Annotated in this window: 25 protein-coding genes; 16 read left to right on the forward strand and 9 right to left on the reverse strand. The window is 54.9% G+C overall.

Going from position 1 to position 21,404, the window contains the following annotated elements; all coding sequences use genetic code 11:
• Positions 1–74: 74 nt before the first annotated feature.
• The 9 genes from SH467x_RS12075 to SH467x_RS12115 all read left to right on the forward strand — a co-directional run bounded on the left by SH467x_RS12075 (position 75) and on the right by SH467x_RS12115 (position 6,020).
• Positions 75–260 carry a type Z 30S ribosomal protein S14 gene (locus SH467x_RS12075; protein WP_146678349.1) on the forward strand — a complete coding sequence of 62 codons (186 nt, stop codon included), beginning with the start codon at positions 75–77 and terminating at the stop codon, positions 258–260.
• Between the two features lie 20 nt (positions 261–280).
• Positions 281–676, forward strand: a complete 396-nt coding sequence (rpsH, locus tag SH467x_RS12080) for a 30S ribosomal protein S8 (protein WP_482367366.1) — start codon at positions 281–283, stop codon at positions 674–676.
• A 109-nt stretch (positions 677–785) separates the two neighbouring features.
• Entirely contained in the window at positions 786–1,328 is a 543-nt protein-coding gene (gene rplF, locus SH467x_RS12085) for a 50S ribosomal protein L6 (protein WP_482367367.1), read from the forward strand.
• Between the two features lie 167 nt (positions 1,329–1,495).
• Entirely contained in the window at positions 1,496–1,864 is a 369-nt protein-coding gene (gene rplR, locus SH467x_RS12090) for a 50S ribosomal protein L18 (protein ID WP_482367368.1), read from the forward strand.
• A 6-nt stretch (positions 1,865–1,870) separates the two neighbouring features.
• Positions 1,871–2,380, forward strand: coding sequence for a 30S ribosomal protein S5 (rpsE, locus tag SH467x_RS12095; protein WP_482367369.1), 510 nt, complete (start codon positions 1,871–1,873; stop codon positions 2,378–2,380).
• Complete coding sequence (gene rplO / locus SH467x_RS12100) at positions 2,377–2,868, forward strand: 50S ribosomal protein L15 (RefSeq protein ID WP_482367370.1); 492 nt, start codon at positions 2,377–2,379, stop codon at positions 2,866–2,868. The genes rpsE and rplO overlap by 4 nt, the downstream gene beginning before the upstream one ends.
• A gap of 164 nt (positions 2,869–3,032) precedes the next feature.
• The gene (gene secY / locus SH467x_RS12105) at positions 3,033–4,397 is read left to right on the forward strand and encodes a preprotein translocase subunit SecY (protein WP_482367371.1); all 1,365 of its coding nucleotides are present in this window, start codon (positions 3,033–3,035) and stop codon (positions 4,395–4,397) included.
• 53 nt (positions 4,398–4,450) lie between these two features.
• Positions 4,451–5,020 carry an adenylate kinase gene (locus SH467x_RS12110; RefSeq protein WP_482367372.1) on the forward strand — a complete coding sequence of 190 codons (570 nt, stop codon included), beginning with the start codon at positions 4,451–4,453 and terminating at the stop codon, positions 5,018–5,020.
• 43 nt (positions 5,021–5,063) lie between these two features.
• Complete coding sequence (locus SH467x_RS12115; protein ID WP_482367373.1) at positions 5,064–6,020, forward strand: aldo/keto reductase; 957 nt, start codon at positions 5,064–5,066, stop codon at positions 6,018–6,020.
• A 207-nt stretch (positions 6,021–6,227) separates the two neighbouring features.
• Here SH467x_RS12115 and tsf read toward each other — a convergent pair whose 3' ends face one another.
• From tsf to SH467x_RS12130, 3 genes are all read right to left on the reverse strand, one after another.
• Positions 6,228–7,208, reverse strand: coding sequence for a translation elongation factor Ts (gene tsf / locus SH467x_RS12120; protein WP_482367374.1), 981 nt, complete (start codon positions 7,206–7,208; stop codon positions 6,228–6,230).
• 111 nt (positions 7,209–7,319) lie between these two features.
• Positions 7,320–8,087: a 30S ribosomal protein S2 gene (rpsB, locus tag SH467x_RS12125; RefSeq protein WP_482367375.1), complete on the reverse strand. Its 768-nt coding sequence runs from the start codon at positions 8,085–8,087 to the stop codon at positions 7,320–7,322.
• A 224-nt stretch (positions 8,088–8,311) separates the two neighbouring features.
• The gene (locus SH467x_RS12130; RefSeq protein WP_482367376.1) at positions 8,312–9,016 is read right to left on the reverse strand and encodes a response regulator transcription factor; all 705 of its coding nucleotides are present in this window, start codon (positions 9,014–9,016) and stop codon (positions 8,312–8,314) included.
• Positions 9,017–9,628: 612 nt separating this feature from the next.
• Between SH467x_RS12130 and SH467x_RS12135 the strand changes: the two genes are divergently transcribed.
• Together SH467x_RS12135 and SH467x_RS12140 are read left to right on the forward strand one after the other, a co-directional pair.
• Complete coding sequence (locus tag SH467x_RS12135) at positions 9,629–10,795, forward strand: class I SAM-dependent methyltransferase (RefSeq protein WP_482367377.1); 1,167 nt, start codon at positions 9,629–9,631, stop codon at positions 10,793–10,795.
• A gap of 118 nt (positions 10,796–10,913) precedes the next feature.
• Complete coding sequence (locus SH467x_RS12140) at positions 10,914–11,075, forward strand: hypothetical protein (protein ID WP_482367378.1); 162 nt, start codon at positions 10,914–10,916, stop codon at positions 11,073–11,075.
• Between the two features lie 26 nt (positions 11,076–11,101).
• On the opposite strand, the gene rplI is transcribed toward SH467x_RS12140, so the two are convergent.
• The 5 genes from rplI to SH467x_RS12165 form a co-directional block, all read right to left on the reverse strand.
• Positions 11,102–11,617, reverse strand: coding sequence for a 50S ribosomal protein L9 (gene rplI, locus SH467x_RS12145; RefSeq protein ID WP_482367379.1), 516 nt, complete (start codon positions 11,615–11,617; stop codon positions 11,102–11,104).
• Positions 11,618–11,659: 42 nt separating this feature from the next.
• On the reverse strand, positions 11,660–12,127 hold the full coding sequence (locus tag SH467x_RS12150; protein ID WP_482367380.1) for a single-stranded DNA-binding protein: 468 nt from the start codon (positions 12,125–12,127) through the stop codon (positions 11,660–11,662).
• Between the two features lie 58 nt (positions 12,128–12,185).
• On the reverse strand, positions 12,186–12,608 hold the full coding sequence (gene rpsF / locus SH467x_RS12155; protein ID WP_482367381.1) for a 30S ribosomal protein S6: 423 nt from the start codon (positions 12,606–12,608) through the stop codon (positions 12,186–12,188).
• A 64-nt stretch (positions 12,609–12,672) separates the two neighbouring features.
• Positions 12,673–13,290, reverse strand: a complete 618-nt coding sequence (gene pth / locus SH467x_RS12160; RefSeq protein ID WP_482367382.1) for an aminoacyl-tRNA hydrolase — start codon at positions 13,288–13,290, stop codon at positions 12,673–12,675.
• Between the two features lie 39 nt (positions 13,291–13,329).
• Positions 13,330–13,953, reverse strand: coding sequence for a 50S ribosomal protein L25 (locus SH467x_RS12165; protein ID WP_482367383.1), 624 nt, complete (start codon positions 13,951–13,953; stop codon positions 13,330–13,332).
• A gap of 185 nt (positions 13,954–14,138) precedes the next feature.
• Between SH467x_RS12165 and SH467x_RS12170 the strand changes: the two genes are divergently transcribed.
• The 3 genes from SH467x_RS12170 to SH467x_RS12180 all read left to right on the forward strand — a co-directional run bounded on the left by SH467x_RS12170 (position 14,139) and on the right by SH467x_RS12180 (position 17,069).
• Positions 14,139–14,465 carry a co-chaperone GroES gene (locus SH467x_RS12170; protein ID WP_146678332.1) on the forward strand — a complete coding sequence of 109 codons (327 nt, stop codon included), beginning with the start codon at positions 14,139–14,141 and terminating at the stop codon, positions 14,463–14,465.
• 111 nt (positions 14,466–14,576) lie between these two features.
• Entirely contained in the window at positions 14,577–15,812 is a 1,236-nt protein-coding gene (locus SH467x_RS12175) for a DUF1570 domain-containing protein (protein WP_482367384.1), read from the forward strand.
• A gap of 216 nt (positions 15,813–16,028) precedes the next feature.
• Entirely contained in the window at positions 16,029–17,069 is a 1,041-nt protein-coding gene (locus SH467x_RS12180; RefSeq protein WP_482367385.1) for a DUF1559 family PulG-like putative transporter, read from the forward strand.
• Positions 17,070–17,137: 68 nt separating this feature from the next.
• Here SH467x_RS12180 and SH467x_RS12185 read toward each other — a convergent pair whose 3' ends face one another.
• The gene (locus SH467x_RS12185) at positions 17,138–18,973 is read right to left on the reverse strand and encodes a Xaa-Pro dipeptidyl-peptidase (RefSeq protein ID WP_482367386.1); all 1,836 of its coding nucleotides are present in this window, start codon (positions 18,971–18,973) and stop codon (positions 17,138–17,140) included.
• 225 nt (positions 18,974–19,198) lie between these two features.
• Here SH467x_RS12185 and SH467x_RS12190 point away from each other — a divergent pair, with 225 nt between their 5' ends.
• Positions 19,199–19,834 carry an RNA polymerase sigma factor gene (locus SH467x_RS12190; RefSeq protein ID WP_482367387.1) on the forward strand — a complete coding sequence of 212 codons (636 nt, stop codon included), beginning with the start codon at positions 19,199–19,201 and terminating at the stop codon, positions 19,832–19,834.
• A gap of 7 nt (positions 19,835–19,841) precedes the next feature.
• A complete protein-coding gene (locus SH467x_RS12195; RefSeq protein WP_482367388.1) occupies positions 19,842–21,383 on the forward strand; it encodes a serine/threonine-protein kinase in 1,542 nt (513 codons plus the stop codon).
• Positions 21,384–21,404 lie beyond the last annotated feature (21 nt).

A 21,404-nucleotide genomic window follows, 5' to 3' on the forward strand; every position in this document is an offset into this window, starting at 1 on the left:
GATTTGGGTAGTCTCGACTCGAACGCAGTAACCCTAACCACCCGTTTTCCTAGTACTAACCGGATAAACTACCCGTGGCAAGCAAAAGCAAGATTGCAAAAGCCAGTCGAGAGCCAAAATTCTCCACCCGTCGCGAGAACCGTTGCAAGTTGTGCGGTCGGCCTCGCGCTGTGTATCGCAAGTTTGGCATTTGCCGAATTTGTTTCCGTCAGCTTGCTGACAAAGGTTTGATCCCAGGTGTACGCAAGTCGAGTTGGTAAGAAGCGGGGAGCTATAGAATATGATCAATGACCCAATCTCGGATATGTTGACCCGAATTCGAAATGCCGTTCGTATCGAGCGACGTTTCGTCGATATGCCTCTCTCTCAGCTTCGCAAGGGAATTGCGGACGTGTTGAAGCGAGAAGGTTACATTTGGGATTACACCGAAGTAGAAGGAGAGCCTGCAAAGGTTCTCCGCATCGAACTCAAGTATGGACCGAATGGCGAAAAGATCATTCAAACCGTCCGACGAGTTAGCAAGCCTGGGCGTCGCGTTTATGCCAAGTGTGGTGAGCTCAAGCCGGTTTTGAACGGCATGGGTATCTCCATCGTGAGTACCTCGCGCGGTGTCATCAGCGATCGCGAAGCACGGCAACAGAAACTGGGCGGCGAAGTCCTGGCCGAAGTTTGCTAGTCGATGGAAATACAGAAGTTGGCGATCGAGGTGATCGCCGATGGATTCTCTAACGCAACAGGAAGACTGGTGAGCGACAGCCTCACCATACATTCCGAAGGTAATTCAAATGTCGAGAATTGGAAAGTCGCCCATCACGGTATTGGATGGCGTCAAGGTATCGATCGATGGACAAACGGTGAGCGTGGAAGGGCCGAAGGGCAAGCTTTCGTTCACTCACCAAGAGAACGTTTCGGTATCGATTTCGGACGATGGCAAGACGGTCACCGTCAACCGTGCAAACGATAATCGCGATTCGCGAGCGTTTCACGGGCTGACCCGCGCCTTGATCAACAACATGGTCGTTGGTGTGAAGAACGGCTATGAAAAGAAGCTCGAGATCATCGGGGTCGGTTACCTCGCAGCGATCAAGGGAAAGGTGTTGCAGCTTCGAGTTGGTTTCGCCAATGAGTTGCAAGTTCCAATTCCTGAGCATCTGGAAGTCACCTGTCCTGACCAAACGCACGTCACGGTCAAGGGCTGTGACAAGCAGGCGGTCGGTCAGTTCGCAGCCTACGTTCGAGCCCTTCGCAAACCTGAGCCTTACAAGGGCAAAGGGGTTCGCTATGTTGGCGAGCAAGTCAAGATTAAGCCTGGTAAGAGTGCGACCTAGTCGTACACTTAGCGGATGGCTGGGTGCCGGAGTTGTCCGGTTCTCGGTGGTGCGGCTCGGGGCCGCTTGCTTGGATTGCGTGTTATTCCCTATGGGGAGCGCCATCTGATAGCAAGCGGGAAGTCGCGGTGGTGGTTAGAAAACAACTGGTGGATTCGAGGTAAGTCGTGGATATTCGAAAAGTAGTGGATGGTCAGCGTCAGCGGCGGGCCTATCGTGTTCGCAAGAAGGTTCGTGGTAGTGCGGAGCGTCCACGTTTGTGCATCAACCGATCCTTGACGAATTTCGGATGCCAAGTGATCGACGACGCAAGTGGGTTGACGATTGTCGCCGCGACGACGCGAGACAAGGATCTACGAGGGTCGATCGGCTACGGCGGAAATTGTGAAGCAGCAAAGAAGCTTGGAAAGATCGTCGCAGAGCGAGCGATTGCCAAGGGGATCAAGACGGTTTGTTTGGACCGCGGATCTTGTAAGTATCACGGTCGCGTGGCGGCATTCGCCGATGCGGCTCGCGAAGCAGGTTTGGAATTCTAGTTCGGAGTGATCGATAGAGTGGCTAACAATACTGCAGAGAATAGTCAAGGCGATCAGCTCATCGATCGCGTGTTGAAGATCAAGCGATGCGCTGCCGTGGTAAAGGGTGGTCGTCGCTTCAGCTTCGCAGCTTTGGTTGTCGTGGGGGACGGGAAAGGTCGCGTCGGCTACGGATACGGCAAGGCCAATGAAGTTCCACCGAGCGTTTCCAAGGCTCAGAAGGCGGCCAACCGAGCGATGATCAACGTCCCGGTTCAGAACGGGACCATTCCACACGCAGTGTCGGGCCGCTTCGGCGCCGCTCACGTTTTGTTGATGCCAGCCAGCCCCGGTACAGGTATCATTGCAGGGCAAGCAGTTCGTGCTGTTTGCGAAGCTGTCGGAATTCAGGACATCCTGACGAAGAGTTTCCGGTCCAACAATCCAACGGTGTTGATCAAGGCGACATTTGACGCTTTGTCCCAACTCCGAACCAAAGAAGATATCGAACGACTCCGAGGGGTCAAACTGTCATGAATTTAGAAGACATCAACAACGGCATCGTCAAAAACCGTCCTCGCAAGCGTATTGGGCGTGGGGTTGGTAGCAAGACGGGTAAAACAGCTGGTCGTGGACACAACGGCCATAAGTCCCGAAGCGGATACTCGCGGCACCCCATTTTCAATGGTGGTGATTTGCCGATGGTTCGCCGTATCCCTAAGCGAGGTTTCCACAACCGCTGGGCCGCTACGGTCTTTGGTGTGAACTTGAGCGCAATCGATGCGTTGTTCGCTGCGGGAGAAGAAGTGAATCCAACCACGCTTCGCGAGAAGGGTTTGGTCAAGGTTCGCTGCGACGAGATCAAGATTCTCGGCGATGGTGAGCTGACCAAGGCGCTGAAGTTCGTCGTGACACGTGCAAGTGAAACGGCGAAGGAAAAGATCGCAAAGGCTGGCGGCTCGATCGAGATTATCGCTGCGAAGCGAACCCCTGAAGAGCGCGTTGCGGCTCTCAAGGCGGAGTAGTCCGGCGAGGTCCTGTTGACTTCGAAGGAAATCGAACTCAAAGCACCACGCATTCCGCGTGGTGTTTTCGTTTAAGGAAGGTTGAATTCGGCTAGTCACGATCTCAATCTTTCGAAACAATACAGCCTCTACGTTGCGAACGTCACCTGTTCAGGATCAAGCCTATGTTGGAAAAACTTCGGGTTGTTTTTTCGATTCCCGAGCTTCGTCAGAAGATATTGCTGACCCTCGCTTTGTTGGCAATCTACCGAATCGGATACCATATCCGTCTTCCTGTCTTGCAGGAGTCCAGTATCGCAATGGGTGGTCAGGTGCAGAGTTTCCTCGACAAGGTCGCGGTTTTTTCTGCTACCGACTTGAGAACCTTGACCATCTTCGGTTTGGGGATCGCGCCTTACATTTCGGCTTCGATCATTTTCCAATTGCTTGGAACGGTTTGGGGGCCCATTGAGCAACTGCGGAAAGAGGGGCCTGCCGGTCGAAAGAAGATCAACGAATACACTCGTTACTTGACCGTGTTCATCTGTGTGATCCAGAGTTGGGTTTATCTCCGATACATGATCATTGGTCAGTCGGCTGGTTCGATTTCCGAGTTCTTTTATGCAGCGGGATCGAATGAGCTTTCGTTTGGTTGGCAGATCACTTCGGTAGCCATCATGACAGCGGGATCCTTGTTCTTGATGTGGCTCGGCGAGCAGATCGATGAATATGGGATCGGGAACGGCGTGTCGTTGTTGATCATGGCGGGGATTTTGGCTCAGATGCCCAAGGCTCTTTGGGACTTGAGGCAAAATATGTCGAGTTCGCTGAGCGGCGGTAGCGGTAGCAATATCGGACCGGACGTTTTGTTGGTCCTGGCATTCCTGTTTGTCGCAGTCGTGTTCGCGGTAGTGTTTATCACGATGGCGCAGCGGCGCATTCAGATGCAGAGTGCGAAGCACGTTCGCGGACGACGGGTGATGGGGGGATCGAAACAGTTCTTGCCCTTGAAGATCAACCAGTCGGGTGTGATGCCCATCATTTTCGCAGGGAGTCTTTTGATGATCCCAGCTTTGGTGTTCGGAATGTTGGCGAGCGCGAGTGCATCGTGGTGGCCCGCGTTGACCTCGGTCTTCAATGCTTTGTCCGCGATGTTGAACTCCGGGTCGTCGTTCGCATACAACGTCCTCTATGTGGCTTTGATCTTCTTCTTCTGCTTCTTCTGGACATCGATTATGTTCAATCCCAAGGAGATGTCGCAGAATTTGCAAGACTCGGGCGCGTTTATTCCAGGTTATCGACCAGGTAAACGGACCGCGGATTACCTTGAGAAAGTGATGGTTCGGATCACCTATGTCGGGGCAGCTTTCTTGGCCGTGGTGGCGATCGTTCCCACCATTATCACTTCTCAGTTCGGTGTCTCCTTTAGCGTAGCCTCCTTTTATGGTGGGACGGGTTTGCTAATTGCGGTGAGTGTGGCTTTTGATTTGATTCAGAAGATCGATAGCCATTTGCTCATGCGAAACTACAAGGGATTATTGGAAGAGTAGCCCCTGGATCTTGATTCCTACCACCAGGACAGCCAGCTAGAAAGGGCCGCTCCGTGCGATTGGTTTTTATCGGCCCTCCCGGCGCAGGGAAGGGCACGCAATGCAAGCGGTTGGTCGAACTGCTGAACATTCCACACCTATCGACCGGCGAAATGTTGCGAGCTGTCAAAAAACAGGAGACGGCCCTCTCTCGTTGGGTCGCTTCCTACATCGATGCAGGACGTTTGGCTCCCGATCACGTCGTGATGCGGATTGTTGCGCAGAAGCTCCAAAGTGAGGAGTGTGCTAACGGTGCGTTATTCGATGGCTTCCCTCGTACTCTCATCCAGGCTCAGTTGCTGGATGACTATCTAGCAGACCAAGGCCTCAAGCTGGATATGGCTTTGGAGTTGAAGGTGGAGGAGGAGGAGTTGATTCAGCGATTGCTGAAGCGAGCGCAGATCGATGGTAGGGTTGACGATAACTATGACACGATCCGTGAGAGGTTGCACGTGTTCCATACGCAAACCGCTCCCCTCACCGAGTACTATGCCAAGCAGGGGAAGCTCGAAGTGGTAGACGGGATGCAATCAGCGGATCAAGTGTTTGAGGATATCAAGGCCTGCGTGGAGCGACATCGCTAACGCCACCGTTTTATAGAATCGTTTATTGAAAGATCGAACTCGAATGAGTCGTACCCCCCCGTCTGTCGGTTACGGTTTCTGGAAGGTCGAGAACGATCGGGCGGCGGCGCTGACCGTACAAGCGATCGAGATGGGCTACCGCCATTTAGATTGTGCCTCGGACTACGGAAATGAAGCTGAGGTCGGGCAAGGGATCGAGAAGGCGTTATCGCAGCGGTTATGTGCCCGCGAGGCATTGTGGGTCACCAGCAAGCTTTGGAATACGAATCATCGTGCCGAGCATGTACTCCCGGCGCTGAAGCGTTCGCTGTCGGATCTACGCGTTGACTATTTGGATCTGTATCTCATCCATTTCCCGATCGCGCTGAAACATGTACCTGAGAGTACCCGTTATCCGGCTGGATGGTTCTTTGATCCAGAGGCGAAGCCGCCGCGGATGGAGTACGATCCGGTACCGATTCTGGAAACTTGGCAGGCGATGGAGGAGTTGGTCGATCAGGGATTGGTCAAGCAAATTGGAGTCAGCAACTTCAGTGTGGCATTGATCCGCGATCTGTTGACTCGATGCCGAATTCGGCCGTCGGTGCTTCAAGTGGAGTCGCATCCCTATTTGGTGCAGTCCAAGTTGCTCCGCTATTGCCAGCAGGAGTCGATCGCCATGACGGCCTTCTCACCGTTGGGCGCGCCATCGTACATTCCGTTGGGAATGGCGACGCAGGGTGATTCGGTACTGGACCAACCTGTGATTCTTGAGATCGCGAGCAGGCATAGTAAGTCGCCAGCACAAGTGGTATTGCGTTGGGGAGTTCAGCGAGGGACGTCTGTGATCCCGAAGTCGAGCAATCCAGATCGATTGCGAGAGAATTTGGATGTCGAGGGATTCGCGTTGAGCGAGGAGGAGATGGGACGCATTGGGGCGCTTGATCGCGGTCAGCGATTCAACGATCCTGGTGTATTCTGTGAACAGGCGTTCAACACATTCTTCCCCATTTACGAATAAGGGGACTCCTCGCAGCGTTTTGAAGGCCAGCGAAGAGATCTACCGACCGGCGACGGTTTAGCCCGGCAAAGAGATTGACTCGCCAGCGAAGAGATTGGCTGGCCAGCGACGTTGTTCCAAGCGGCAAGAGAGAGAGCCACTGCCATCAACCGCTGGGCGCGAGCGGTTGGATAAGGTACTAGGGTAAGGTCGGGCGTGTGCTGAAGCTTAGCCGATTGCTACGCGTCGGTATGCCACGATTTGGGCTTGGTCGCCAAAGGCTTTGATGGCGGCATCAACCGTTTTCGTTTCATCGAGAACGTAGAATTGGTTGAGCAAGCATCGTTCTTGGTCGAGCAAGGTGTTATCGGCAACGAAGCGATCGACCTTGCCTGGAACGATTTTGTCCCAAATCTTTTCAGGTTTTCCTTCGGCTTTCAATTCTGCTTTGATCGCGTCTTCCGCGGCGGTCATGACCTCGGGGGTGAGTTGCAGTCGGCTCACGAATTGGGGTACCGTCTTGAGAGGTTTGCCCAATCGAGCGCGGTCTTCGTTTTCGGTGATGATGCGAGCCCGCATCGATTCCGTTTCCTTGGCCACAAACTCCGCATCGAACTCGGTGTAATTCAGGATGGTGGGCTTCATGGCGGCGATGTGCATCGCAACTCCGCGGAAGAACTCGTCGGCACCTGGTTTGCCGCCATCTTTGAACGAGAGGAGAACGCCGATTTTGCTTCCTGCGTGGATGTAGGTCGCGATCTTGTCGCCGCTGATCTGGTAGAGTTCGGAAACGACCATCTTTTCGCCGGTCTTGCCCGTTTGTTCTACGAGCTTTTCAGCGACGGTCATTCCGTCGATCTTCAGTGCATTGAGTTGTTCGACAGACTCGACATTGTTATCGAGCGCCAGCTGCCCCAATCGCTTGGCTAGATCGGTGAAACCTTCGTTCTTCGCGACGAAGTCTGTTTCGCAGCAGAGGGCCAGAACGATCCCTTTGGTCTTCGAAGGATCGACAGCGGTGACGACGCAGCCTTCGCTGGCAGATTTGTCAGCGCGTTTCTCAGCTACTTTTTGTCCCTTCTTGCGAAGGTAATCCAGAGCACCTTCATAGTCGCCGTTGGACTCCTGCAATGCTTTTTTGCAGTCCATCAAACCGGCTCCGGTTTGTTTGCGAAGTTCAGCGACGTCACTTGCGGAAATAGTCGACATGGTTTGTATCCCTGTATGGAAGTCGTTTCGGATAACGAAGCGACGCCAATCCCACGAACAGGATCGGCGCCGACGCATAGTTGATTCTTTGGTGGGCGGAGCGATCGGCGATTAAGCCATCGATTCGGCCTTAGCAACCATTTCGGCGGTTACGTCGTTTTTAGCTTCGCCCCCGGCCTTCTTTTGCATTTCTGGGTTTTCTGCTCGGCCCGCTAGGACCGCATCCGCCAGCTGCTTGATGATCAAGTCGATGGATCGAATCCCGTCGTCGTTACCTGGGATAGGCAAGTCGATTTGGGTTGGATCGCAATCGGTATCGATCAGGGCGACGGTGGTGATACCAAGTGCTTTGGCTTCACGAACAGCATTCTTTTCCTTCTTAGGATCGACGATCACCAAGCACTCGGGCAAGCGATTGAGGATTCGAAGGCCGTTCAAGTTCCGGTAGATCTTTCGGTATTCGCGATTGAGCGAGGATTGCATCTTCTTCGAGTATTCGTTGATGCGCTCGCTGTTCATGATCGTTTCCAGCTCATCCAATCGCTTCATTCGGTCGCGGACGGTTCGGAAGTTGGTCAGAGCACCACCCAACCATCGTTCGCTGACGAATGGCATACCGCAACGGAGAGCTTCTCGTTGGACAACTTCCGATGCTTGGCGTTTGGTTCCGACGAACAGAACCAAGGAGCCTTGCGCGGAGACTTGGTTCAAGTATTTTTTCGCTCGAAGCATTCCGCGAAGCGTTTCGCGGATGTCGATGATGTGGATGAGGTTTTTTCGGCCGTAGATGTACGGCTCCATCTTGGGGTTCCAGCGGCTCACTCGGTGTCCGAAGTGCGCGCCGGCCTCGATCAATTTTTCGACTAATTCGTTGGCCATTTTTCAGTCTCCGTGGTCTGGTTGTTCCTGCAATGCAAGCCCCGGCCAAGAGGCTGTGCACAGGTAAGGGCATTCGCCGTCACCTTCTGCGGTATCGAACAACAGGTAAAAAAAACAAATCCCCCGGAACTATCGGGGGATTCTCAAGCAAAAGATTAGCCTATGTAAGGGAGTTTCGTCAATCCGTGATTGCCCTTCCCGTGAGGCGAATAAGAGGCAAATCGTTAGACTTTTCCCCCTCCACGACGGAGGTCAAAGACCCAACGTGCAAGGGCGACATCTCCTTCGAGCCCTAGCTTCTCCAGGATTCTTTGGCGATGTCTCGCGACCGCTTGGAAGCTGGTTCCGGAACTCGAGGCAATGGTCTTCATCGAGTTCCCGGCGACGAGCAACTCGAGGACTTCACGTTCGCGAAGGGTCAGACTGCTGAGCTTCTTCTCGGCATCAATTTGGGCCTGCAGCTCCTGTTTTCGCTTCTCCGATGCGTCGTACGCGTTTCGGATGCAGCTGAGCAGTTTGTCCGGGTCCACCGGTTTGGCCAAATAATCGCTCGCTCCGGCGTTGAACGCGCTCGCGCACCACTCGATATCGTTTTGGGATGTCACGATGAGAATGGGGATCTTCCAGCCGGTGTCCCGGATGCGGCGGATCAAGGAAGTCCCGTCGGTATCCCCAAGTTCCAATTCCAGAACGATACATCCCAAAGGCTCTGACTGAATCAGGGAAAGAAACCGGTCCGCGGAGTCGAACTCGATGACCGTGTAGCCCGCTCCATCGGCTAGTTTCTTCACCACCCCTCGCGCCTTCGGGTCGCTATCGACGATGTAAACAGTCATGTAGACGTTTTCAAGTGAGGGCACGGAGGAGGCTGCGTACGAGTGCGAATCCAGATACTGAAGAGAAGTTGATGCTGTTAACGAGGAGCTCATTGCTGGTCTTTCGATTGGTCACTACCAAGCTAGTTCACGATCCGCGTCCAAGCTCACAAGCCAGCCGCACGAACGAGAGGTTGCATCGTTTTTTGGCCGATACTTAAACACATACGCTTTGAAAAGGTTTCGCACGACGAAGAAATCTTCCCCACTGTTCTGCTCGAAATGGCAAGCTGGTTCCTGGATGCTTCCACGGCCATCTCTCTTCAAAAGTAGTACGAAAACGCAGGGAAAGTACTCGATTCCATCGAGCGACTTGAAAAGTTAAACGCTGGCTGTTCAATTATTCAACGCTAACGGCAATGTGCCGCATTGGAGGAAGCGACCGCAGCGATCAAGCACCGAGTTGTTCGGTGCATAAGTTTGTTCGATTCCGGCGGTGTTCCCCAAGCGGTGCATTTCGGCGAGCGATAAAACGCGCCGCGGGTCCGCTGGATGTCTCTCTGGGAGAGGGGGAGAAACTGCACGGGGTAGTTTACCTTTTTGGCAAGTGATCGAGAAGGCAATTCCCCTCGAACTTCGTCCAGACTCCGCATCTCGAATAGGAATCCGGCTCAGAGCGTCTATCATACGGTTGCCCATTCCATCCGCTTTTCCGACGACCAAGTTATGAGTGAAACTCCTCCCCCCTCCGACGGCTACGAACCGGTTGCCCGCCGTTTGCCCCCCCGAGCCGAAGAAGCCATCTTGGCTGCAACGCTCCGTGAATGGGACTGGGTGGGTCTCCGCAAGAAACTTGGGATTCCCGATCTCGAATCTTTTAAACTGGTCAGTATCTCCTCGGGGAGGCATCAGGCTGCCGAGGGGCTGGCTCGACAAATGGCAGGGGATCCCCTCGGTTTGGAGATTCAGTGCTTTCACATCGATTCCTTCCAAGCCAGCCGAACCGAAGGGCACCTTCAGTTGGGCGAAGACAATTCCCCAGTCTCCCCCCCAGGAAATGTCACGGTTCGATGCGATGCCGATCTTCCCGACTCCCGAATCCATGCCGGACTCCTTTCATTGGTAACGACGGGAGAGGGGGAGCTTTCCCGCGACTACATGCAGCAGCTTTTTCATCAGCTGGTCCTCGGAGGGGTCCTTTTCGTTTCCGTCGACAACCCAGACGATCGCTGGGTGCTCGATCAGCTCAAAATCTTTGAGAAAAGCGTGAAGGTGCGCAAGCACGATCAGGGAACGGTCTACTGGATCGAAAAAACAGCAGAACTGAAGAAACGAAAGGACTTCGCTTGCGAGCTCGCCTATCGCGATTGCGATGAGCTGATCAAGATGGTGACGCGTCCCGGAGTCTTTTCCCATCGTCAGTTAGACAACGGAGCACGTCAATTACTGGATGCGGTCGACGTCTACCCTGAATCCAAACTGATCGATATCGGCTGTGGTGCTGGTTCGGTGGCACTCGGCTTGGCGAAACGGGATCCCAGCGCTCGTGTCCACGCCGTCGACGCCAACGCACGTGCGATCGATTGTGTGCAGCGGGGGATTCGCCTCAATGGGCTAACCAACCTGACGACGGAAGTGAATTGGACAGGAGTCTATGGGGAACCGGGCACCTACGACATGGCACTCGCCAACCCCCCCTACTTCGGTGACTTCCACATTGCCGAAAAGTTTCTTGCGGCCGCTCACCGTTCGCTGAGGCCGGGGGGGCGGTTGGTTTTGGTTACCAAGCATCCGAACTGGTACGAGGCCAACTTGGGAAGGTGGTTTGAAGAGGGAGAGTTGTTCCCGTCCCGGCGATACCATATCGCGTCCGGGATAAAGCCGAAGACCTAGCGATCCCACGCCGGGATCTGGCCGGTCCATCGCTCCGATTCTGAAAGAGGGAGACAGAGAGATTTAGAGCCGCGGTTTGAGCCTCGCGGCCGATTGTGAAATGGAAAGAGCCGGTTCGATGAACCAGCTCTTCGCAAATACTGAAGGGGAGGATTACGGTCACGCGGGATATGACATCGATCTCGTCATCCGTCCGCTACGGTTCTCGACTTGGGTTATAGCCGTCAACCCTCGCCTTAAAAATGAGAACCTTGACCGAAAATCCATGCCGGCGGCCTAGTTTGCAGCGGTCTAGTTTGCAGCGGTCTAGTTTGCAGCGGTCGGAACCACCCAAACCTTGAGCTCGGTGCCGACTTCTTGGTGCAATTGGATTTTCACGGTGTAGAGGCCCAATTCCTTGAGAACCCCTTCCAATCGAACTTGTTCGCTGGTGATCGTGAAGCCGTTGGCCTTGAGTGCGGCGACGATCTCGGTCGCTCCGACGCTACCGTAGAGGTGACCTTCGTCGTTGGCGTTGGCTTCGACGTTGATCGATTGCTTGGACAATTGATCGGCCAGTTGTCGGAGGGATACGAGTCGTTGCTTCTCGATCTCTGCCAACTTCGCGCGGTGCTTATCGACCATCCGTTTGTGGTGGTCGGTCGCGACGATGGCCAATCCTTCGGGAAGAAGGTAGTTGTTCGCGTGTCCAGGTTTGACTTCGACGACATCCCCTGCTTTACCGAGATACTCGACGTTTTGGATGAGCATCAACTGGATACCGCCATTCGGTCCCTTGGGAAGGCGAGGGAATGTCGGAGTACGCATCTTTCGTGTTGTCATTTCAAATCACTAACCAAAGCGGTTTTAAAATAATGTTTTGTACTAAAAGGGCATGTCTTCATCGATGAATCCACCATCCCCAACCTCCGACACGTGCATATCGGGAGAACCGTGTTGTTCCTGATCTGCAAATCGGTTGCCGTTGTTTTGCGGCCTTGGAGCGCCCGAGCCTTTCGACTCATTGCGGCTGCCAATCAACTGCATGCGATCGACGATCACATACAATTTGCTTCGCTTTTGGCCGTCCTTTTCCCAAGTATCCTGCTTGAGTTTGCCCTCGACGAAGATCGGGGAACCCTTGCCTAAATACTCGGCGACAACCTCAGCCGTCCTACCGAAAAAGGTTACATCGACGAAGGAGGTCTCGTCGACCCATTCGCCTGCTGCATTCTTTCGCCGCTCGTTCACGGCGATCGCGTTTTGACATACCGCCAACCGCGAGGTGGTGTATTTGAGTTCGATATCTCGAACCAAATTTCCAAGGAGAATAACTCGATTGTAGCTAGCCATGTTGTGCACTCCCGGTCTCTAAGCCGATTACGGCAACGTTTGGCCGAGCCCGAATCTCTTATTCGTCCTCGACCTCGGATTCTTCTTCATCGTCGGCACCCACGCCAACGCCTACGGGCTGTCGTTCGAGAGCATCAATGGGCACAACAACTTTTTCTTGGGCGTGCGCCACCAACGCATCGATCAATCGCGGATCGATATTGGTGAACATGAAACGGAGCAAGCTCTCGTTGAGCTGGCAAGTCCGGTTCAGTTCTTTGAGCTTCAATGTATCGAGTCGGAAATAGGCAAGCCAGTAGGTACCCTTGTTATGACCCTTGATCGGGTAAGCAAGTCGCTGCTCGGCCCACAATCGGCTTACCAAGATCTCCCCACCCAAATCTGCGATCATCGATTGAACGGAGGCAGCAACACCGCCCGGATCGCGGGCGTAGTGATTGCTATCAAACAAAAAAAGGCATTCGTAAATTCCGGTAGCCAACTTTTTCAACTCCTACGCTGTTAATCGCGATCCCTTCGCCGGATCGCCTGTGATTTCGAAGCGACTAATCGCTCCCTGGGGATGTGTCCGATGGTTTCTGTTTTGGTCTCTTCGGCGAACGAGGTTCCGACGCATTGAACAAATTCATCGCAACGTCGATTCCATCGCTCAACCAACACGCAATGGCCGCATCCGCGCGAACCAACGCTTGGTCGACAACTTCTTTGTCGGCGGCCGCGAATTTGCTCAACACATAATCCGCGGTCTCCCACCTATCCGGTGTCGGGTCGATCCCGATCCGAAGACGTGGGACGTCTTGAGTGCCCAGGCAACGAAGGATGTCCTCCAACCCTTTTTGCCCACCACTCGAGCCCGATTTGCGAATCCGAAGCCGGCCCAAGGGCAAGCTCAAATCATCGCAAACCACCAGTATATTCGCTGGCTCGATGCGGTAGAACCTTGCAAACTGTGCAATGCACCGTCCGCTCAAGTTCATATAGGTCAAAGGCCAAACCAAACAGACATCCTGCCCGCTATGCTTGACCCTTGCAAACTGGCCTTCAAATTTAGTCTGCAAACTTGGCGAACCAAGCTTCCGGTGAACTAAATTCAAACATTCAAATCCGATGTTGTGCCGGGTCCAATGATACTTGGTCCCTGGGTTCCCGAGCCCTACCACCATCGACAATCGTGAGGGGGTCAACTCCACAACCGAAACCCACTAGCTAGCCGAATCGGCTGCCTTTTCCTTGCGAATCAACTCGGGCTCCGAAGCTCCCGAGGCTGCAACAGCGGCTTCTTCACCCGCTGCTACCGCTACCTGAACCACGACAATCGAACCAGGCGTAACGGGCGTCGCTCCCTCGGGAAGCTTCAGCTCGCTGACGTGAATCGACTGGCCCAATTGCAAATGACTGATGTCGCAATGAATGAACTCTGGAATCTTCGCCGCTGGGCAGCGAATTACGACCTCGTGGGCCACAAATCGCAACTGGCCCGCTGCGGTCATCGCGCCCGGCGCTTCGCCGTGCAAATGGACTGGCAACGTCACATCCACCGTTTCCGTTTGCGAAACGCGTGCGAAATCGACGTGGATGACATAGTCACCCATGCTGCTCCACTGCACCGATCGCAACAAGGCCGTATCGGTCACGGATCCGGTCAAATTGACCAGTTTCGTGCCGTGCTTGATCAGCTTGTTGACCGTGTCCAATGGCAAGGTCAAGCAAATGTTTTCTTCGCCGTGACCATAGAGAATTGCAGGCACCAAACCCTTTTCTCGGATCTTGATCATTGCACGCGAACCAACTTGATCGCGTTTCGCTACTTCGATTGTTTCAATCATTCCTAAGCTATTCCGGTGCCAAAATAACGACACGCATGGACAAGTCCATGCAATATAAGTTTACGATTGCCGCGCGGAGCGGGCGACGTTTTCGTTTGGGGAAAGCCCAGGAGTATGACGAATTTGCCGGTCGACGCAAGTGCAAATGTACTTGTCGATTTCTGTTCCTCCCCTATGCTGGGGCCATGGCAAAAAAATCTACGAACTTTGATTACATCGAACCCATCGGTTACCGCGTTCTCGTTCGCAAAGACGAGCCAAAAAGGGAAACTCGCGGAGGGATCGCACTCCCCGACGCAGCAGAAATTCCCACGATTACCGGACGAATCGTTACGATCAGCCAACAGATCGAGCACGACGAGGATGTGCCCCTGAAGCAGTACGACAAAATCCTTTTTCATCCCAAAAATGCAATACCTGTCGATTTCGAAGTCGACAACCAACTCTATGTGATCCCCGTAGAAGACGTGGTTGCGGTCTTCCGCAGTAAACCCCCCGCCGATCTCGACTAGGAGATTTCCGCTGGCCGTTTTCTGCTGGCCGACCTTGACTTGAGGGACGGCCGCGTGAATCCGGGTCGGTCCTCCAGGGGAATCGGTCTTCCAACAGGAACAGGAAAAGCCATGCACTCCCACCCCACAGACGGCAATCGGCGGAGTTGGATCGCTGCCGCGACGACTCTCTCGGTCCATGCCCTGTCTCTCCGATCGGGAATTGGCAGCCTGTGTGCTCAAGAGCCTTCAACCATTCCGGCGACTCCCCTCGCCCCCGACGCGGTCCCCACGACTTCCGTCCAGTACCGCGAGAACGGAGAATCCAAATCGGTGCAAGGGGAGTTGGCGGCGGAGCGGGACGGTTTCGGGCTCCTGGTTCTGGATGCCGATGGGGCGCTGACCGCCATTTCTCCAGAGGAACTGGTTTCCAAAGAGACCCAATCCGGCCCATTGGTACCAACCAAGCCGCTCGACCTCGGGCAAAAAATGCTGAAATGGATGCCTCCGAACAGCCGTGTTCTCGCCAGCGATCATTTCCTCCTCTGCTACAACACCACGGAAGCCTACGCTCGATGGAACGTCGATCTGTACGAACGGCTCTACCGCGGATTCCATCGCTTCTGGAAGTCCAAAGGCTTCGAGCTCACGGCCCCGAGGTTTCCCCTGGTCTCGCTCATCTTCGAGACCAAAGCGGATTACGTCCGGTATGCAAGCCAAGAATTTCAAGGGGCCGAGAATACCTTCGGATACTACCACCAAGGGACCAATCGTCTCGCCTCCTACGACCTGACGGGCGTCGAAGGAATGCTCCCCAGCAATATGCGAGTGAATCGGGATACGTTGGTACAGCAAATCCTGTCTCGCCCAGAAGCGGAACGGACGGTCGCGACCATCGTCCATGAAGCCTGCCACCAAATCGCTTTCAATTGCGGTCTTCAAACTCGGCTTGGAGCAAGCCCCCTATGGCTGAGCGAAGGATTGGCGACTTACTTCGAATCCCCCGACTTGACCAGCAAAGGGGGATGGGGAGGAATCGGCAAAATCAATCAGCACAACTACAACAACCTCGCGCAATACCTCCCCCTCCGTACAGCTGACTCCTTGGCTCTCTTGCTCTCGGACGACAATCGATTGCGAAACGGGGAAACGATGACCCACAGCTACGCAGAAGCTTGGGGACTTACCCATTTCTTGGTCCAAACCCGCTCCAAAGACTTCGTCAAATACCTTCAGCTCATTCGGGAAATACCTGTCGGAACCCAGCCCTCTACGCGGGAGCGACTGGAGCTCTTCCGCTCTTGCTTCGGCGAAGACTTGACCAAACTGGATCGCGACTTTCTTCGCCACCTTCAGCGTCTGCGTTAACTCGCCGAGGGGACATCTTGACTTACAGCTCGATGTCACTATTCTCTTGAAACATAGTCTCAATAAGAGACGGCGAAGCCAGCGATTGGATTTTCTTCGGCGCTTTCGAAGACGAACCTCAGCCAGCCACGTTTGACCGATCCTTCCGAGTGTTCTTGCGTTAGCGGGACGGGAGGAGTCGTGTTGGGTCGATACGTAGCGTTGGAGAGGGATGAGATGGCTTGCTCAAATCGTGGTGGGGTGAATCGGTCGGAGCGAATGCAAAAAGGCTTCACGTTGGTGGAGTTGCTGGTCGTGATTGCGATCATCGGAATTTTGGTGGGGTTGTTGCTCCCGGCTGTTCAAGCCGCCCGGGAGGCAGCGCGTCGGATGTCTTGCCAAAACAATCTCAAGCAACTCGGTTTAGCACTCCACAATTACGAAGGGACGTTCAAATCCTTTCCTCCCTCGACCATTACGTTGGGGGGATCTGCCGGCCAGCCTTGGTCGGGGCAATCGTTCCTCCTCCCGTTCCTCGAAGGGGATAACACCTTTCGCTTGATCGATTTCTCCATCGGTTACCATACGGCGGGAAACAAAGCGAACTTCCCTCCCAACGGGGTAGCGACGATCAAGGTTCCTGTGTTGATTTGTCCAAGCGACATCAACGATCGGCAGCGGCTCGACGCCAATGGAATCCCGGAGCACTATCCGCTCTGCTATGCGCTGAGCGTCGGTCCGTATTTGGTTTACAACCCGGTCAATCGCGCGGACGGCGGGGCTGCGTTTGCCCCCAACTTGCGATCCCGCGTGGGGGGCTTTAGCGATGGCCTCAGCAACACGATTGGCATGGCGGAGGTCAAGGCCTTTACGCCTCGCGTGCACGATGCCACGTTGCCGGCGACGGCACCGCTGACCCCCGATTCCGTATCCCCTTCGATCAGCGGAGGTGCTTGGTCCGAGTCCAATGGCCACACCGAGTGGGTTTGCGGCCGAGCGATCCATACTGGATTCACAACCACTTTTTCACCGAACACGCGAGTCCCGCATGTGGTTAACGGACGGACCTTTGACTTCGACGTTTCGAGCAGTCGAGAGGGTAGGGATCAGACCTCCACCACGTATGCCGTCATCACGTCGCGCAGCTACCACACCGGCGTGGTGAACACGCTGATGATGGATGGTTCGGTGCAATCGATTTCTTCCAACATTGAGTTGCCTGTCTGGAGGGCACTCGGAACCCGTGCAGGTGGAGAAGCCAACACGTTCTACCAGTAAACAACGCGAGCCTCGCACGACGTGGTTCGCTCGGCGTGGCTCGCGTCTTGTGTGTGAGATCGGATGGCCTAATTCGAGCTCGATACGATCGGCAGGGTGAGCTCGCTTTGGTCTAGATCGATCGTGAGTTCAGTACCTGGCTCCTGCCAAAGGGTGAAATCCCGGTCGCTGGCGAAGAGCATCAATCCGATGCTTTGGCCGGCGGGGATGATTTGATCCTCGGGTTGCAAATCGAACTCGACGGTCCGAAATTCGCCAGGTACCAACGGCTCCTCTTTCTCCATCGACTTCGCGTTTTTGGGATCGGCCCATCCACGAGTGATCACGTCATCGGTGATCTGTTTGCTTCCCGTCCAAGGGAGCGCGACGAGCCAGACCGACAAGCAAGCCGACGGTTTGTTCGAGGCGACGCGCAAGCGAATTCTCGGGGTGCCAGATATGTGGATTTCCTTCTCCAGGGTCTTGGTGGAATAGATCAGCCGGTGATTGGACCATTCGGCTTGGGCGAGAGCAGAGCCGGGGAAGGAGAAGTTATCGATCAGTGTTTCCGCCCCTTGGCTCATGACAGGAACAATCCGATTTCCATTTGCGTTTCGGTCATTGCGCACGAGTGCACCGGAGCTGATGCCTCCTTTTTCCAATCGGAACGATATGGGTTTGGAATCGGGGTGTGGGTAGTTGGCGTACGACTCGGGTTCGTCGCGTGGCTTTCCTTCGCGGACGATGCGCACAGGTGGATCTTTTTCCACTTCGTTCTGGATGTTGTAGAGATAGCGAGTGAACCATCGGTTCATTTGCGAAACGGGGGGCTGGCCGCCATGTCCTCCTTGGTGCATGTACAGTTGTGTTGGCAATCCCTTGGCTTTGACCGCTTCGTAAATACGAATGCTGTGTTCAGGCATGACGTTCCAATCGTTGAAGGCATGGGCCATCAGCATGGCAGCCTTCATGGGGCCCAACTCATGCAAGTAGTCTCGTTCTTTCCAGAACGCGTTGTAATTCCCGTCTTTGCGATCGAACTCCTTCAACATTCCCTTGTCGCGGACTTCGCAGTCGCAGTAGTCCCTGCGATCGGGATTGCCACTGTTGATGAAGTCGTAAAGGACATCGATATCTTCACCGATGTAACCCCCTGGATGCCGGACCAGACCATAGGAGCGGTAGTAGTGATAGTAGGAAGTATTCGGAGCGACCGGGATGATCGCTTCCAGTCCCTCCACACCGGTGGTCGCAGCCGCCAGCGCGAGCGTTCCGTTGTACGACGTTCCCGTCATTCCTACTTTACAGGTCGACCAGTAGGCCTTTACTTCTTCGTCGCCATCGGGAGTGGTGTATCCCTTGGTACGGCCGTTGAGCCAATCGATGACTGCTTTGGGAGCGAGCGATTCATTGTCGCCGCCGACCGTTGGACAGCCTTGCGAGAGCCCGGTGCCTGGGGAGGAGGAGTGCACGACGGCAAAACCGCGAGGCACCCATTCTTTTAGGTGATCGCGAGAGAGAACTGGACGGAGGCTTCGTTGTTCGATCTTCGGTGCATCTTCGTGTTTTGGCGGTTCGGTTCCAATTTGCTGTTTCGGGTTCCACATGTGTTTGGAGTCGTTGGAACCCATGCCAGCGTAGTAGGGGCTGGATTGGTAAATGACCGGGACCTTGAGCTTTTCCGAATCGGTTTGTGCGGGGCGGGTGACGGCGACGTGCATTCGGTCTTTTTTCCCGTCTCCGTCGGAATCAAAAGGAGCTTCGACCCAAAGGTCGTGTTGGACCCAGTCCTTGGCAAACGCGTCGACGACTTGAGCTTCTCCGTTCTCAAAGCGGGGGAGAGCGGGCTGCTGCGCGGACAAGGGAATCGCGGGTGCCGAAAGGGTGGCCAAGCAAACGTAAAGAGGAAGCGATTGGGTCTTCAAGGGGACGCCTCTGGGGATGGAGTCGATTCGGTTACGGGGCGAGAGGACGGCAAAAGTATAGTGGATGGTGGGGAATCGGGCACGGAATCTAAAATCGAGATGTTGCCCTGGAGTGCACCACTTGGAAAAGATTTTGAGAATCTCTCGGCAACGGCTGTAATCCAGGAGTGCTAGGCTGTCTGTTTGTAGTGGGGTGCATTTCACGACTCGCCAACCAAAACAGCCATGATCGATACCCGAGAAAGTTTGCTCATACGACTCCGCGACCGGCAGGACCGGGATGCTTGGGAGCAATTCATCGAAATCTATCGACCTTTCCTATTCCGGTTGGCTCGGGTGCGGGGCTTCCAAGAAGCGGATGCTAGCGACTTGGTCCAAGAGGTCTTCCTCGCCGTTTCCAAGAAAGTGCACGAGTTTATCCCCGACCCCGAGCGAGGAAAGTTCCGAGCTTGGTTGGGAACGATCGCCCGCAATGCCATGATTCACTTCCTAACCCGTCGCCAGTACAAACCGACGGCCCCGATCCAGTCCCTCTCGGAGCAACTCGAGGAGTTTGCCGATCCGATGGGGTTCAGCGCTGAAATCAGCGCAATGTTCGATTTGGAATACCGACGCGAGCTTTTTCAGGTGGCGGGACAGCGGGTGCAACTCCGCGTCCACGCAAACACGTGGAAGGCGTTTCATCGTTCGGCGGTGGAAGGCGTGGACCCGGAGATGGTCGGCCGTGAGCTAGGCATGACCCCCGGCGCGGTTCTGGTGGCCAAGTGTCGCGTTATCGCGAAGCTTCGCAATGAAGTGAAACGATTGGAGGAATCGTCTTCGTCTGCATATTCCCTGTCCCCATCCCCCCATCAGGAATGATTGTTCGATGTCCCAAGCCATCCACGTGAGCGACGAGCAGCTTCGGATGCTGCTGACCGAAGTCGATGAGACGGGCGAGACGGCTTTCGCTGCCTCGCATGTGGAGTCGTGCGAGCATTGTCAGAACCGGCTGAACCAGTTTCTGTCCAGCGACGAGGTCTGCGTCGAAGCGGCTCAGCTACTTCCAGGGGGATCCGAGTTCCTCCCCTCGCCGCGGCTCGACGCGACAGCCTCGTTTGAGAAGCGAGAAGCAGGAGGTCCAGCGTCAGTCAAGGACGAGTACTCGTCCCAAGAGATCGACGACCGAGAATTGCTATCCCCCTCTCATCCCGAAATGCTGGGGCGGATCGGTCGATATGAGATCGAACGTCGACTCGGTTCGGGTGGGATGGGTGTCGTCTATAAAGGGTTCGACACCGAACTGAATCGCTCGGTTGCGATCAAGGTCCTCGCGCCGCACTTGGCGACCAACGGCCCTGCGAGGCAGCGCTTCGGCAGGGAATCGCGGGCCATCGCGGCGGTCGTGCATGAGCATGTCGTCGCCATCCACAACGTCGAATCCAGCGGGCCTCATCCTTATCTGGTGATGCAGTATGTCCCTGGCGAGTCGCTGCAATCCCGAATCGAACGAGATGGCCCCCTCTCGGTCGAGGAGATCCTGCGCATCGGCATGCAAACGGCGAGCGGTTTGGCAGCTGCCCACGAGCAAGGCATCGTGCATCGCGATGTCAAACCAGCCAATATTCTTCTCGAAGCCGGCCTGGAACGGGTGCTTCTGACCGACTTCGGGCTAGCTCGAACCGCCGACGACGCCAGTCTCACCCAAACAGGAATCGTAGCCGGTACGCCTCACTACATGTCGCCCGAGCAAGCCAACGGGGAGGCAATCGATCATCGGTCCGATCTTTTCAGCCTGGGGTCCGTTTTGTATTTCATCGCCACCGGCCATCCTCCCTTTCGGGCTGACCGTGCGATGGGAGTGCTGCATCGCATTTGCCATCATCCCCATCGCCCTGTTTGGCAATCGAATCCTCAGCTGCCAGACTCCCTCTGCTATTTGATCGATCAGCTACTCGAGAAACGCCCCAACAAACGACCCGGGAACGCCAGCGAAGTCAAAGAACGAATGCTCAAGATGCTGCAACGGACCTACGTTCAACGCCCGGGCCTTTGGACGCGATGCAAACGAACGCTCTATCGCCACCGCAGACCGATGGGGGCTGTCGGAGTGCTGGGGGCCGTTTCCTTGATTGCTTTCGCTGCATTTCTAGCACTCGGGGGCAACGGGTTGTTGCGATCGGATGCAGGGAACCCTGCCGGTCCTTCGATCCCGCAACCCATCGTTCCCGAGCCTCCCTCTACCTCTGAAATGCCCCCCATTGAGGAACCTCCTGTTCCAGTTCAGGTGGAAAAGCTCAGCGATCTACCGACCGATCTACAGCAAACGTTGCAAAGCTGGATGAGTGACTCTCTGGAGTTTCAGCAAGAGATTGATCGGATTCAACGAAAAATCGATTCTTACGAGAACCGATTCGAACGCAATCGATAGAACGCAATCGATAGAACGAAC

The organism is Brakhagea slesvicensis, from assembly GCF_052161625.1.
Taxonomy (GTDB): domain Bacteria; phylum Planctomycetota; class Planctomycetia; order Pirellulales; family Pirellulaceae; genus JBKCUI01.

Bases quoted from the DNA above. Each gene is read 5' to 3' on its own strand.
- rplI (WP_482367379.1), bottom strand. From the start codon at position 11,617: ATGACAACACGAAAGATGCGTACTCCGACATTCCCTCGCCTTCCCAAG.
- rpsH (WP_482367366.1), top strand. From the start codon at position 281: ATGATCAATGACCCAATCTCGGATATGTTGACCCGAATTCGAAATGCC.
- pth (WP_482367382.1), bottom strand. From the start codon at position 13,290: ATGGTGGTAGGGCTCGGGAACCCAGGGACCAAGTATCATTGGACCCGG.
- SH467x_RS12170 (WP_146678332.1), top strand. From the start codon at position 14,139: ATGGCAAAAAAATCTACGAACTTTGATTACATCGAACCCATCGGTTAC.
- secY (WP_482367371.1), top strand. From the start codon at position 3,033: ATGTTGGAAAAACTTCGGGTTGTTTTTTCGATTCCCGAGCTTCGTCAG.
- SH467x_RS12190 (WP_482367387.1), top strand. From the start codon at position 19,199: ATGATCGATACCCGAGAAAGTTTGCTCATACGACTCCGCGACCGGCAG.
- SH467x_RS12130 (WP_482367376.1), bottom strand. From the start codon at position 9,016: ATGAGCTCCTCGTTAACAGCATCAACTTCTCTTCAGTATCTGGATTCG.
- SH467x_RS12115 (WP_482367373.1), top strand. From the start codon at position 5,064: ATGAGTCGTACCCCCCCGTCTGTCGGTTACGGTTTCTGGAAGGTCGAG.
- rpsB (WP_482367375.1), bottom strand. From the start codon at position 8,087: ATGGCCAACGAATTAGTCGAAAAATTGATCGAGGCCGGCGCGCACTTC.
- rplF (WP_482367367.1), top strand. From the start codon at position 786: ATGTCGAGAATTGGAAAGTCGCCCATCACGGTATTGGATGGCGTCAAG.
- SH467x_RS12195 (WP_482367388.1), top strand. From the start codon at position 19,842: ATGTCCCAAGCCATCCACGTGAGCGACGAGCAGCTTCGGATGCTGCTG.
- SH467x_RS12140 (WP_482367378.1), top strand. From the start codon at position 10,914: ATGAACCAGCTCTTCGCAAATACTGAAGGGGAGGATTACGGTCACGCG.
- rplO (WP_482367370.1), top strand. From the start codon at position 2,377: ATGAATTTAGAAGACATCAACAACGGCATCGTCAAAAACCGTCCTCGC.
- SH467x_RS12175 (WP_482367384.1), top strand. From the start codon at position 14,577: ATGCACTCCCACCCCACAGACGGCAATCGGCGGAGTTGGATCGCTGCC.
- SH467x_RS12150 (WP_482367380.1), bottom strand. From the start codon at position 12,127: ATGGCTAGCTACAATCGAGTTATTCTCCTTGGAAATTTGGTTCGAGAT.
- SH467x_RS12135 (WP_482367377.1), top strand. From the start codon at position 9,629: ATGAGTGAAACTCCTCCCCCCTCCGACGGCTACGAACCGGTTGCCCGC.
- SH467x_RS12180 (WP_482367385.1), top strand. From the start codon at position 16,029: ATGGCTTGCTCAAATCGTGGTGGGGTGAATCGGTCGGAGCGAATGCAA.
- tsf (WP_482367374.1), bottom strand. From the start codon at position 7,208: ATGTCGACTATTTCCGCAAGTGACGTCGCTGAACTTCGCAAACAAACC.
- SH467x_RS12165 (WP_482367383.1), bottom strand. From the start codon at position 13,953: ATGATTGAAACAATCGAAGTAGCGAAACGCGATCAAGTTGGTTCGCGT.